Source organism: Levilactobacillus brevis ATCC 14869 = DSM 20054 (genome assembly GCF_001433855.1).
GTDB lineage: Bacteria > Bacillota > Bacilli > Lactobacillales > Lactobacillaceae > Levilactobacillus > Levilactobacillus brevis.
On the sequence record NZ_AZCP01000003.1, the window covers coordinates 228,910 to 242,127 of the forward strand.

Sequence of the window (13,218 nt, forward strand, 5' to 3'; positions counted from 1 at the left end):
TTGGGTGAACCAGGATATTAAATCTGCAGGAGGTAAGTGACATGGAAAAAAGTAATCGCTCACTTAAAGATTTAGATTTAAATGCATTATTTATTGGGGATAAGGCCGAAAATGGACAGTTGTATAAAGATCTGCTTAATAAATTAGTGGATGAACATTTAGGATGGCGTAAGAACTACATACCTTCGGATCCAAATATGATTGGTCCAGAAGATCAAAACTCTCCAGCGTTTAAAAAGACTGTTGGGCATATGAAGACAGTCTTAGATCAATTGTCAGAACGGATTCGAACAGAGTCTGTTCCATGGCATTCGGCTGGTCGTTATTGGGGTCACATGAATTCAGAGACCCTAATGCCTGCTCTATTGGCGTATAACTATGCCATGTTATGGAATGGTAATAACGTGGCTTATGAATCTTCACCAGCAACGTCGCAAATGGAAGAAGAAGTTGGCCAAGAATTTGCCCGATTAATGGGTTATGACTATGGTTGGGGCCACATTGTCGCAGATGGTTCCTTGGCTAATCTTGAGGGACTCTGGTATGCGCGAAATATTAAATCACTCCCGTTTGCCATGAAAGAAGTTAATCCAGAATTAGTTGCCGGTAAGTCCGATTGGGAGCTTCTTAATATGCCGACTAAAGAAATTATGGATCTTTTGGAGAATGCGGGTTCTCAGATCGATGAAGTCAAGAAGCGTTCAGCTCGAAGTGGTAAGAATCTACAACGCCTTGGGAAATGGCTAGTACCACAAACGAAGCATTATTCTTGGATGAAGGCCGCTGATATCATTGGTATTGGTTTGGATCAAGTTGTTCCTGTTCCAATTGATAGTAATTATCGGATGGATATTCAAGCCTTAGAAAGTATTATTCGTAAATATGCGGCTGAAAAGACACCAATACTAGGTGTGGTTGGTGTGGCCGGATCAACTGAAGAAGGTGCCGTTGATGGCATTGATAAGATTGTCGCTTTACGTCAAAAGCTGCAAAAGGAAGGAATTTACTTTTATCTACACGTAGATGCTGCATATGGTGGATATGCTCGGGCATTGTTCTTGGACGAGGACGATCAGTTTATTCCATACAAAAATTTACAAAAAGTACATGCGGAAAATCATGTCTTCACGGAAGATAAAGAATACATCAAGCCAGAAGTCTATGCGGCATATAAAGCTTTCGATCAAGCAGAGTCCATTACAATTGATCCCCATAAGATGGGATATGTACCATACTCGGCTGGGGGCATTGTCATTCAAGATATTCGGATGCGTGACACGATTTCCTATTTTGCAACATATGTATTTGAGAAGGGTGCCGATATTCCGGCATTGCTAGGTGCTTATATTCTGGAGGGCTCCAAAGCGGGTGCCACTGCTGCATCTGTTTGGGCAGCACACCACACATTGCCATTGAACGTGACAGGATATGGGAAGTTGGAAGGTGCCTCAATTGAAGGGGCTCACCGTTACTATGATTTCTTGAAGAATTTAAAGTTTGAAGTGGCTGGTAAACGGATTTCAGTTCATCCGTTAATCTCACCTGACTTCAATATGGTTGACTATGTTTTAAAAGAAGATGGCAATGATGACTTAATTGAAATGAATCGATTGAATCATGCCTTCTATGAACAAGCATCTTATGTTAAAGGGTCCTTGTATGGTAAAGAATATATCGTATCACATACGGACTTTGCTATCCCAGATTATGGTGATAGTCCATTGGCATTTGTTGAAAGTCTAGGCTTTAGCGAAGCTGAATGGCGACATGCCGGAAAGGTTACAATCATTCGCGCTTCGGTTATGACGCCGTATATGAATCAACGAGAAAACTTTGACTACTTTGCACCACGAATCAAAAAAGCAATTCAAGCAGACCTTGAAAAAGTCTATGCTTCGGTTAATCAAAAGGAAAATGTTTAAGCCAATCAATCCAGTTTGACTGATTGTCGGTCATTAGGGATAGTGATCGACTGCTATTATTAAATTATTTTTTGAAGGGAAGCGCGAACATGGATAGTCAGGCTAAGAAACTTAGTCTTGGAACGTTTATTGGAATGACGATGGCTTTATGTGCCACCGTTCGTTCAATTCCTTCCGTAGCTGCAACTGGTTGGACACAGATCACTTATATGGTATTTGCCGTCGTCTTCTTTGCATTACCGGTGGCTTTAATTTCTGGTGAGTTGGGAACTATGATGCAAGCCGAAGGTGGCCCACAATTATGGGTAAAATCGGCTTTAGGAGAAAAGTGGGGATTTGTCACGGCGTGGCTGCTGTGGGTACAAATGTTTCCCGGTATGGTGATGGTAGCGTCAACGATCGGCCCGTTATGGGGAAACGTTTTCGGTAATGTGCCATTAGGGAATAATCATTGGTTTATATTAGCCAATATTTTAGGATTTTATTGGTTGATCACAGTCCTTAACCTGCGTTTTGATATGGCCAAAGTTGGCGGGAATATTGGTGTTTGGCTAGGTGTTTATATTCCGATTGTGATTATGCTAGTGATGGGGATTGCTGCTTTAATTAAAACGGGTATTAATCCTGCCGGTTATCTAGGAACATTTACATGGGGAAAATTAATGCCAAGTTTGGATAATCTACAGTCGTTACAATACTTTGCTGCAATTTCCTTTGTTTACACGGGGATGGAAATGTCCTCAGTCTTTATTCCACGATTACATGATGCCAAAAAGACCTATACTCGTGGAATCTTCATTGCTTTGGTTGGATTAGTCTTAATGAATTTACTAAACGCTATTTTAGTTGCTAACGTTGTACCAAATGGAAAAATTCAACTTTCTAACATTACCCAACCAATTGTATTATGGTGCCAAATTTTAGGCTGGCCAACGATTATTGCCAATATCTTTAGCTTCATGGTGGTTATTGGTGTTTTGATTCAATTATCTGCTTGGGTCACAGGACCTTCTAAAACGATGACGCAGGTTGCTCGAGATGGACAGCTTCCAGCTAGCTTTGGTTATCATAAAGTTAATAAATTTGGCGTATCGCGGAATGTTGTTTTGACACAAAGTGTATGTATTTCACTTTTTGCGCTACTCTATGGCGTAATGAAAAATGTGAATGGTGTTTTCTTGACGTTGACAAATGCAACGACAGTTATTTATGCGTTGGTTTATATCTTAATTGCCATAGCGATTATTCGACTACGACAAACCCAACCAGAATTAGAACGTCCTTATCGATTGGGAAAAACTGGTAATGGTTTAGCTTACTTTGTGGCGTTTCTCTTACTCTTTGGAATTGTCGTCATCATTGCGGCAACACTCTTTGCAAGTGACTTAACGCAAGCAGTATTTGTAGTGATTATCACAGCAATTCTCTTCGTTATTCCGCTCATCATTGATAAGAACAAGAATGCTGAATGGATTGAACAGGTAAACATGGATCTGGCACTCAACAAATAAAATCTTTGATTCGGCAAAAGGGCTTACTTGTTGGTAAGCCTTTTTGGCGTAAAGGAGTGTACCCTAACTATGGAAGAAAAAGAAAAAATAGCTGTCCATTTTTCACTAGGAGAGTCACTCATCATTATGATGGTGATGTTTGGTATCCTAGGAACTATGATTATTGGCATGAAGATGGCGCCACAAGTTCCGATTTTATTTGTGTTTACGCTCTTGATGTTTTATGGACACTTTAGAGGCGTTTCATGGGATAAAATATTTGACGGGATTACGGCGGGCATTCAACCGGGAATTATCCCAATTCTAATTTTCATGATGATTGGTTTGCTGGTTTCGAGTTGGCTAGCATCAGGAACGATTGCGACGATTATGGTGATTGGGTTTCAGATACTCTCAGTAAAATTTTTCTTACCAACGGTGTTTGTAATCTGTGGTTTGGTGGGCATTACCGTGGGGAGCTCCTTTACAACCGTATCAACAATGGGAATTGCATTCATGGGAATCGGTCATATATTAGGGTTTTCAGATGCAGTAACCGCTGGAGCAATTGTCTCGGGAGCATTGCTAGGAAATAATCTGTCACCACTGTCGGATACTTCAAATTTAACAACAGGTTTGACTAAGGTTAATTTATATCAACACTTAATAGCAATGGCAGCAACGATTGTTCCTTCTGGTCTAATTGCACTTGTATTGTACGTGATAATGGGGAATACAACACGAACGGCGAACCTAGATCAAATTAGATTAATCTCTAACCAATTAACACAGTCGTTTGCTGTGTCAGGGTGGTCATTGTTGCCGATTGCGACTCTATTGTTATTGGCTTGGTGGCGGGTTCCAGCAATTCCTTCATTATTATTAGGATCATTGACAGCACTACTATTGGTGATTGTTCGTGATCCTTCCTATGGTGTTACCAAGATTAGCCAGTTGTTAATGGTAGGAAACGTTGCGCGGACACCATCGGCAACAGTTGATAAGCTGATGACTGGTGGCGGTATTAATAATATGCTGGGATCAATATCGCTCATTATTGTCGCATTAGCCTTGGGTGGTTTGTTAATTAAATTTGGGGTTGTGCATACACTAATTGATAGTATCAAACCATATGTTAACCGACCAGGTAAGTTAATTCTGTTTACTGAACTAAGTGGTATTGGTGTTAACTTGATGGTTGGAGAGCAATATCTGTCGATCATTTTACCGGGAACGACCTTTCAGTCTTCATACGATCGATTGGGATTAGATCGAAAGTATTTATCGCGAACGTTGGCAACGGGTGGTGCGGATATCAACGCTCTAGTTCCGTGGGGAGTAAGTGGGATCTTCTTCTCAGGAACATTAAATGTGGACGCTTTGCAGTATATCCCCATGGCATTTTATACGTACATCAACCCGATTATGACCATCCTTTTAGGATTTACTGTCGTTTCGTGGAAATACAAACGGCAACAAGCATCGCCGGTTGATAAAACATTAAGGGCAACTGATGATTAGTAAGTCTAAAAAATGAATAACAATAATAGTGCGCTCAATTCTTTAATGAAATTGAGCGTTTTTATATACGTAATTTTGGATAAAAAGGTTATTAGATAAAAATCACGAAGGGAAAGGAATCTAACCACTTCAGAAAAATATTCAGCATATTTATTCTATAATTTCAGCTAATATACATTCCAACGTAATGATGATTGAAAACATATATATGTTTCGTTGGATTACGAGGTAAAATGATGAAGCATGGCTAATACCTGCTGTAAAAGGGATTAAAAACAGTGCTATGAATGTGAATGAAACATGTGTCACCAAATGGCACAACAAACACCCCAAGGTTGCCGGTATCAGCCTGCTTGGAAACGCTTCCCAAAGATGAATAAATACATTATGCTTAGCACGTAATCAATTGATACAAACCACACAAACAAATTCTAAAAGGGGTAATGAACATGACAAAACGTGATTTTATTGATACCAACACTTATACCAAAGAAGAGATCCAATACATGATCGATTTGGGTATCAAGATTAAAGAATCCATCAAGAACGGTTACTACCCACCATTATTGAAGAATAAGACATTGGGCATGATCTTTGAACAATCCTCCACTCGGACCCGGACTTCTGCCGAGGCTGCGATGACCGAACTGGGTGGACACGCGCAATACTTGGCCCCTGGTCAAATTCAATTGGGTGGTCACGAAACGATTGAAGATACGTCACAGGTTCTGGGCCGTATTCTGGATATCATTGGTGCGCGGGTTGAACGTCATCATACGGTTGCCGAAGTTGGCAAATTTGCCAAGGTGCCAGTGGTTAACTTCATGAGTGATTACAACCACCCCACCCAAGAACTCGGGGATATTATCACAATGACGGAACACTTACCAAAGGGTAAGAAGCTAAGTGATTGCAAGATTGTCTTTGTCGGTGATGCCACTCAAGTCTGTGTTTCGACTATGTTTATGGCAACTAAGATGGGGATGGACTTCGTTCAATTTGGCCCTAAAGGTTTCCAGATTAAGCCAGAAACGCTCAAGATTGGTCAACAAAATGCCAAAGTTTCCGGCGGTTCTGTCACTATCACCGAAGATGCCGATGAGGCGTTGAAAGATGCTGACTTTATTTACACCGATGTTTGGTATGGCTTATACGAAGCCGAATTATCCGAAGAAGATCGGATGAAGATCTTCTATCCCAAGTACCAAGTTAATGCGGAACTCGTTGCTAAAGCTTCTGATCACGTGAAGTTCATGCACTGTCTACCTGCTACGCGGGGTGAAGAAGTAACGGATGAAGTTATTGATTCTGATTACTCGATCGTTTGGGACGAAGCCGAAAACCGGAAGACAGCGATGCGCGCAATCTTTGTTTACCTGTTGAATCCCGAATTACGCAAGGCACAGGCTAGCCAAGCAGTAGCTGATAAATATGATGCTGAGTTTAGCTTGATGTTACGCAATGCGGTTGATGATCAACGTAACGCTGATTAATGATGCTGGTATGTGGCAAGGTAGCGGACTAAGGAGATAGGATCGTGGAAACGGAAAAGAAAAAATTTAGACTATTTGACGCCGTCTTGATGTCGGTCGTGGTCATCATGGTCGTGGAATCGGTTGCCCCGGCGGCTGCTATCGGCCCGTCGCAATTCTTCTGGTGGTTCTTCTTACTAATTTTGTTCTTCATTCCTTATGGGTTGATTTCTTCCGAATTGGGAACCACCTATGCAGGTGATGGTGGACTTTATGATTGGGTCAAACAGGCTTTTGGTCCCCGTTGGGGTGGCCGACTGGCATGGCTATATTGGATTAATTATCCGATTTGGATGGCCAGCTTAGCCGTCTTGTTTGTCCAAGTGGGCGGCCAGATCTTTGGGTTGAAACTTACTGGTTGGGTCTCGATTCTGATTCAATTGCTATTTGTTTGGGTTGTCGTTTTAGTTGGAAACAAGCCAGTATCTGAAAGTAAATGGATTATGAATTTAGCTGCGTTCGCTAAGATTGTGACGATTTTAGCGTTAGGTGGCCTCGGTATCTACGTTGCAATGACGCGTGGCGTAGCTAACAGTTTTTCGGTTCACAATTTATTACCCCAGATGAATCTTTCAGGATTGAGTAATTTATCCGTCATTATCTTTAATTTTCTTGGTTTTGAAGTGGTTGCAACTATGGCTGATGATATGGATAACCCAAAGAAACAAATTCCCCAAGCCATTATCTATGGTGGAATTTTGATTGCGATCTTCTACCTATTAGGCGCATTTGGGATGGGGGCTGCCATTCCAACAGATAAGCTGTCGGCTTCTAGCGGCCTGATTGATAGCTTCGTCTTATTGATTGGACACATGAACTGGTTCGTGGTTCTAATTGGGATTTTCTTCCTCTACATTCTAGTTTCCGAAATGATTTCTTGGGCGCTAGGAGTGAACTACGTGGCCGATTATGCCGGTAAGGATCATGTTTTACCACGGATCTTTGCTAAAGAGGACACCAAAGGTATGCCTGTTGGGACGGGGTACTTGAATGGTATTGTGGCAACGGTTCTGGTGATTGCTGGACCATTATTACCCGATCAGAATATTTTCTGGGCCTTCTTCTCACTAAATGTGGTGGCGCTACTCTTGTCCTATACGTTAATGTTCCCAGCCTTCTGGGAATTACGCCGCAAGGATCCCCATACAGAGCGGCCGTTCCACGTACCTGGTGGATCTGTTATGATTAATCTGATGACGTGGGTACCAGAAGTACTGTTGATCTTAACAATTATCTTTTCGGTTGTTCCAATGAACGGCTCTGCGGCTGAAATATCAGCCAAGGTACCTGTCTTAATTGGCGTCATCATCACGATTGTTATCGGTGAAATTGTCGTTCGTTATGCAGAGCACCATCAAGCACAATTAGAAAATCAAACAACTAAAGACTAAATTTAATCAAAAAGGAGTGTGTCACGATGAAGACTTTAGATAGTACCCCTAAGCAAGATGGTTACCGGATGCCCGGTGAATTTGAACCACATAAGGGTGTCTACATGTTATGGCCACAACGTCCGGACAATTGGCGTAATGGTGGTAAACCAGCGCAAAAAACCTTTGCTGCTGTTGCACAGGCAATTTCCCAATTTGAGCATGTAACGGTTGGTGTTAATGATGACCAATATATTAATGCAAAGAACCTGTTGCCGGATAATGTAGAAGTAGTTGAGATGTCTAACGATGATTCTTGGGTTCGCGATTGTGGTGCGACCTTCGTTATTAATGACCAAGGCGATATGCGTGGGGTTGATTGGACCTTTAACGCTTGGGGTGGCTTAGTTGACGGCCTGTATTTCCCTTGGGACAAGGATGATCGGGTTGCTGAAAAGATGACAGAACTGGAGCACGTTGACCGGTATCGGTTAGATGACTTCATTTTAGAAGGTGGCTCAATCCACGTTGATGGTGAAGGGACGCTAATTACTACCGAAGAATGCTTGCTTTCCGATGGCCGCAACGCCCAACTTTCTAAAGAACAAATTGAAGAGGTTCTCAAAGAACACTTGAACTTGAAGAAAGTTATCTGGTTAAAGCGGGGAATTTATCTCGATGAAACCAATGGGCATGTGGATAATATTGCTAACTTTGTTAAACCAGGAGTTGTTGCGTTGGCTTGGACGGATGATAAGAACGACCCGCAATACGAAATTTCTAAGGAAAACTTGGAAATTCTTGAAAATGCGACAGACGCTCAAGGTCGTAAAATAAAAGTGGTTAAACTGTACTTGCCAAAGCCCATTACGATTACGAAGACGGAAAGCGAAGGTGTTGACGCGGTTGATGGGACGTTGCCACGGACGGAAGGCGAACGACTAGCAGCTAGTTATGTTAACTATTACACGGCCAATGGTGGTATTGTCTTCCCATTGTTCGGGGATCCAGCGGATCAAAAAGCTCAGGCTACGTTGGAAGAACTGTATCCTGACCGTAAAGTTGTGGGCGTCCCTGCTCGTGAAGTTTTACTAGGCGGTGGGAACATTCACTGCATTACACAACAGGTGCCAGAAGCCTAATTAAATAGGATGGGAGGGTCAGGTGGAAGCCTGACCCTTTTATGAAAGATAAGGAGAAGATTCAATATGACGAAACGAAAAATTGTGGTAGCTTTAGGTGGTAACGCGATTTTAGCTGACGATGCTTCAGCTGCGGCTCAACAGGCAGCTTTGGCTGAAACGGCTAAGTATCTAGTACAGTTTGTCAAACAGGGTGACCAACTCATTATTTCACACGGAAACGGCCCACAAGTTGGGAATCTCTTATTACAACAAGCGGCTGGTAGTACGGCAAAGAATCCCGCCATGCCCCTTGATACTGCCGTCGCGATGACCCAAGGTAGTATCGGATATTGGCTGGAAAATGCCATGGATAAAGCCTTGGCTGATGCCGGATTGCAACAAGATGTTGCGACCATTGTGACTCAGGTTGCTGTGGCCGATGATGATCCGGCCTTCAGTGACCCCAGCAAGCCCATTGGTCCCTTCTATACGTCAGCTGAAATAACCGCCGAACGTCAGGCTCATCCAGATAATGTCTACGTCGAGGATGCTGGCCGTGGCTATCGGCGAGTTGTGCCATCTCCTAAACCAATCGATGTTAAGGAAGCTAACGTGGTGAATGCATTAGTTGATGCTGGTGTGATTCCGGTGGCAGTTGGTGGTGGTGGTGTCCCGGTGGTTAAAGCAGGTAATCAACTAGTTGGGCGAGAAGCCGTGATAGATAAGGACTTTGCTTCTGAAAAATTGGCTGAGTTGGTACATGCTGATCTCTTAATTATTTTAACGGCGGTTGATCACGTATTTGTAAACTTTAATCAACCTGATCAAAAGCAATTAACGACGGTCACAGCAGCTGAGTTGACGGCTTATATTCAAGACGACCAGTTTCCTAAGGGCAGTATGCTACCTAAGATCCAAGCGGCGTTAGATTTTGTGAATAACCGACCAAGTGGTCAAGTGGTGATTACATCATTAGCCAATGTTGGCAACTTCCTAGAGAATGGATCGGGGACCATTATTCGTCAATAAATAACATCATGGAGTGAGAAAAGATGAGATTAGCACAGACACCGGTTCAAGATGGGTTTCGGATGCCGGGTGAGTTTGAAGACCAGGCGGAGAGCTATCTAATTTGGCCAGAACGTCCGGATAATTGGCGTGAAGGTGGTAAACCCGCCCAAAAGGCCTTTGCACAGTTGGCAGAAACGATCGCGACTTATGAACCGGTGACAATGCTGGTTAATCAGGGACAATACACCCATGCGAGAACGGTGCTGTCGCCGGCAGTGCGGGTGGTCGAAATGAGTAGTAATGATGCTTGGATGAAAGATGTCGGGCCATTTTATGTGGTTAATGATACGGGAGAACTTCGTGCGGTGGATTTTCAATTCAACGCGTGGGGTGGGTTGCTTGATGGTCTTTATTTTCCGTGGGATCAGGATAACCGGATTGGAAAAAAGGTTGCAGATTTACAACGAATCCCTGTTTATGAAGCCCAATTCGTTTTAGAGGGCTGTGCCATTCATGTAGACGGGCAAGGAACGTTGATTGCGACTGAAGATGTTGTCTTATCGGAAGGGCGTAATCCAGGTGGACTCACAAAAGCGGTTGCCGAACAGATTTTCCACGATTATTTAGGGATTACTAAAACGGTATGGCTACCACATGGCTACTTTATGGACGAAACCAACGGGGATATTGATAACTTAATCAACTTTGTGGCGCCAGGCGAGTTAGTTTTGACGTGGACGGATGACAAACGAGATCCGCAATATGAGATTAGTCGGCAAGCTTATGAGTTATTACAACAGGCAACGGATGCGCAAGGACGTCGGTTTAAAATTCATAAATTGCAAATTCCTCGTATTTTGACGCTTAGTGACGCCGAAGCACAGGGAGTTGATCCAATTAATGGCCGGTTACCGCGGGTGGCTGGCCAACGCTTGACGGCGAGTTATGTGAGTTATATTACGACGAACCGGGCTATTTTGATGCCAGTATTTGATGATCCGCAAGATGCCGTGGCGCATCGCCAATTAGCGGCGCTCTATCCCAATCGACAAGTCGTGGATGTTTCCGCCAATGAGATCCTAACGGGTGGCGGCAACATTCACACCATTGCGGCCGGAGTCCCAGGTCGTCACACGGGAGGACAGCAGGTATGAACTTCTTTGAAATCGTCAACGCACATCTAAGCGAGTTATCCCCCAATGAGCAGAAACTCTTTGATTATGTGGTGACCAATATGGGTCAGATCAAGAATCAGAGTATTCGTGAAGTGGCGTCCGCAACATTTGTATCGACTGCAACTTTTCTACGGTTTGTTAAGAAAATTGGATTTTCAGGGTTTAGCGAATTTACGACGGTGATTAAATTCACGCTAATTAACCGGCAAGAAGCAGAACGGACGACGCCATTTGTTGTGCAGCAAAAGGATTACCGCGAGGAATATTTAAAAAATATTGGTGAGTCAATCCGGGTGATTCAACCAGACCACTTGCGCCAAGTGGTTGACCGATTGGCACAGCACCCGGATGTGTTTTTCTTTGCCAAGGGTGTGAGCAAGCATGCGGTTGCTTATATTGATTATCTGTATACGATGGCTGGGTTTAAGACACACTTTCCGCGAGATCATGATTATCGTAAACAAGCATTGACTCAAGTGGACAATGACGCTCTGGTCTTCATTTTGACTTATAAAGGCTCTGACGGAGAAATGTTAGATATGATGAGTCAATTGGTTGAGCGACCAGTACGACCGCTGTTGGTTTCGATAACGGAGCCGGATAATAATACGATTCAAAATCTCAGCGATATAAATTTTTACATTTTTACCGATGGGGTGACCGTTAACGGGACAGACATTAGCTCGCGAATTTCGACGATTTCAGTGATGGAACTGATTCTGTATCAATATGTGGAGGACTATGGGGGTCGAGATTTCCATTTTCAACGTCAACTTGAGTCATAAGATGAAAAAATTATTAAAGAGATTGAGATTAACCACCAAAATCTATAGTACACAGACAAACGAGTGATAATGATAGACCGTTTCCTAATGGCCTGTTATTGTCACTCGTTTTAGTACGATGGGATTATCCCAGCCGCAAACTCTCTCGTAGAATTTGCAGTACGCGCTCTTGAACTGGCGTTAAGACGTGGGAGGTTCGATAGACAATACTAGAAATGAACTCGGGTTGCTCATCGTCTAGTAATTCCAAGCGAACGACATCGTTACGATGCTGATCGACGATATCTGTTAGAAATGTAATCCCCACGTTTTCGGCAACAAGATTCATAATAATGTGGGTATCATTCGCCCGGAAAACCACTTCTGGGCGAAAATGATTACGGCGAGTTAACTTGTTAAACGCAGTGTTATGCACAAAACTATTAGTGAACAAAATAAATTTCTCGTGCCGTAATTCGCTAAAGTAAATTTTTTGCCGATTGGCGAGTGGGTGACTCTTAGCGATAAAAATATTAAATGGTTTGCGATCAAATTCTTCAGCAATCAGATTTTGGTAGGCTAGTGGTTCAATCGATCCCAGCAGACCGATATCGGCTTGTCCGTTGAGTAAGGCGTGGCGTAACCATACAGAGCCGCCCTCAACAGTTTGCAGTCCTTCCAGCAGATTCTCAGCCTGCAATCGTGCGGCAATTCGTGGAAAATAATAATTTTCGATAATTGGTGGCAACCCCAGCGTTGTTTGGCGAGCAGCTAAATGGGCTAGTTCTTGGTGGGCTAGCGTTAATTCACTGAGGACGACTTGGGCGTGAATGGCTAATTGCTCACCGCTCGGGGTAATTTGAATATCATTGTGTACCCGATCCCGGATGACTAATTTGGTTTCAAATTCGGTCTCTAATCGTTTGATAGCCGTGGTGATCGTGGGCTGAGTCACACCGAAGAAGGCTGCTACCTTAGAAAAATTTTTTTGTAGAATAAGCTGCTGGAAATAATCCAAATCTTTTGTATTCATATTTTCTCCTGTCAAATCAAGGCTGATTGCTACATTATAAAATAATTTTATAACAATCGCTACATTTGACTATAAAATTTCCAGGGCGTTATAGTGCAATATGTAAATAAGAGCTATCCAAATTGGAGGAAAATCATGATGACGCAAACAGCAGATACGATTTTAAATAACCCCTTCTTAAATAAAGGAACCGCGTTCACACAAGCAGAACGGCGGGAACTTGGCTTGGTTGGGACATTGCCAGCCCAAGTTCAAACGATTGATGAACAAGCCACT

10 protein-coding genes are annotated in these 13,218 nt (G+C 42.9%); 9 read left to right on the top strand and 1 reads right to left on the bottom strand.

The features are described from left to right. The first annotated feature begins 41 nt into the window (after window positions 1–41). The 9 genes from tdc to FC61_RS06910 all read left to right on the top strand — a co-directional run bounded on the left by tdc (window position 42) and on the right by FC61_RS06910 (window position 11,930). Window positions 42–1,922 (top strand): tyrosine decarboxylase, encoded by a 1,881-nt coding sequence (tdc, locus tag FC61_RS06870; protein ID WP_021742084.1) that lies wholly within the window; start codon window positions 42–44, stop codon window positions 1,920–1,922. A gap of 89 nt (window positions 1,923–2,011) precedes the next feature. Continuing rightward, window positions 2,012–3,433: a tyrosine-tyramine antiporter gene (gene tyrP / locus FC61_RS06875; RefSeq protein ID WP_011668783.1), complete on the top strand. Its 1,422-nt coding sequence runs from the start codon at window positions 2,012–2,014 to the stop codon at window positions 3,431–3,433. A gap of 69 nt (window positions 3,434–3,502) precedes the next feature. After that, entirely contained in the window at window positions 3,503–4,933 is a 1,431-nt protein-coding gene (locus tag FC61_RS06880) for a Na+/H+ antiporter NhaC family protein (RefSeq protein ID WP_021742083.1), read from the top strand. A 449-nt stretch (window positions 4,934–5,382) separates the two neighbouring features. Further along, window positions 5,383–6,426, top strand: coding sequence for a putrescine carbamoyltransferase (gene ptcA, locus FC61_RS06885; RefSeq protein WP_035464772.1), 1,044 nt, complete (start codon window positions 5,383–5,385; stop codon window positions 6,424–6,426). Between the two features lie 44 nt (window positions 6,427–6,470). After that, window positions 6,471–7,856, top strand: a complete 1,386-nt coding sequence (locus FC61_RS06890; RefSeq protein WP_021742081.1) for an APC family permease — start codon at window positions 6,471–6,473, stop codon at window positions 7,854–7,856. Between the two features lie 26 nt (window positions 7,857–7,882). Continuing rightward, a complete protein-coding gene (gene aguA / locus FC61_RS06895; protein ID WP_021742080.1) occupies window positions 7,883–8,977 on the top strand; it encodes an agmatine deiminase in 1,095 nt (364 codons plus the stop codon). Between the two features lie 66 nt (window positions 8,978–9,043). Further along, window positions 9,044–9,988 carry a carbamate kinase gene (gene arcC / locus FC61_RS06900; protein ID WP_021742079.1) on the top strand — a complete coding sequence of 315 codons (945 nt, stop codon included), beginning with the start codon at window positions 9,044–9,046 and terminating at the stop codon, window positions 9,986–9,988. Window positions 9,989–10,011: 23 nt separating this feature from the next. Beyond that, window positions 10,012–11,124, top strand: a complete 1,113-nt coding sequence (aguA, locus tag FC61_RS06905; protein WP_021742078.1) for an agmatine deiminase — start codon at window positions 10,012–10,014, stop codon at window positions 11,122–11,124. Beyond that, entirely contained in the window at window positions 11,121–11,930 is an 810-nt protein-coding gene (locus FC61_RS06910) for a MurR/RpiR family transcriptional regulator (protein ID WP_021742077.1), read from the top strand. The genes aguA (FC61_RS06905) and FC61_RS06910 overlap by 4 nt, the downstream gene beginning before the upstream one ends. Before the next feature lie 124 nt (window positions 11,931–12,054). On the opposite strand, the gene FC61_RS06915 is transcribed toward FC61_RS06910, so the two are convergent. Next, on the bottom strand, window positions 12,055–12,942 hold the full coding sequence (locus tag FC61_RS06915) for a LysR family transcriptional regulator (protein WP_021742076.1): 888 nt from the start codon (window positions 12,940–12,942) through the stop codon (window positions 12,055–12,057). Window positions 12,943–13,218: the final 276 nt, after the last annotated feature.

Bases quoted from the DNA above. Each gene is read 5' to 3' on its own strand.
- ptcA (WP_035464772.1), top strand. From the start codon at position 5,383: ATGACAAAACGTGATTTTATTGATACCAACACTTATACCAAAGAAGAG.
- tyrP (WP_011668783.1), top strand. From the start codon at position 2,012: ATGGATAGTCAGGCTAAGAAACTTAGTCTTGGAACGTTTATTGGAATG.
- FC61_RS06910 (WP_021742077.1), top strand. From the start codon at position 11,121: ATGAACTTCTTTGAAATCGTCAACGCACATCTAAGCGAGTTATCCCCC.
- aguA (WP_021742078.1), top strand. From the start codon at position 10,012: ATGAGATTAGCACAGACACCGGTTCAAGATGGGTTTCGGATGCCGGGT.
- tdc (WP_021742084.1), top strand. From the start codon at position 42: ATGGAAAAAAGTAATCGCTCACTTAAAGATTTAGATTTAAATGCATTA.
- aguA (WP_021742080.1), top strand. From the start codon at position 7,883: ATGAAGACTTTAGATAGTACCCCTAAGCAAGATGGTTACCGGATGCCC.
- FC61_RS06880 (WP_021742083.1), top strand. From the start codon at position 3,503: ATGGAAGAAAAAGAAAAAATAGCTGTCCATTTTTCACTAGGAGAGTCA.
- arcC (WP_021742079.1), top strand. From the start codon at position 9,044: ATGACGAAACGAAAAATTGTGGTAGCTTTAGGTGGTAACGCGATTTTA.
- FC61_RS06915 (WP_021742076.1), bottom strand. From the start codon at position 12,942: ATGAATACAAAAGATTTGGATTATTTCCAGCAGCTTATTCTACAAAAA.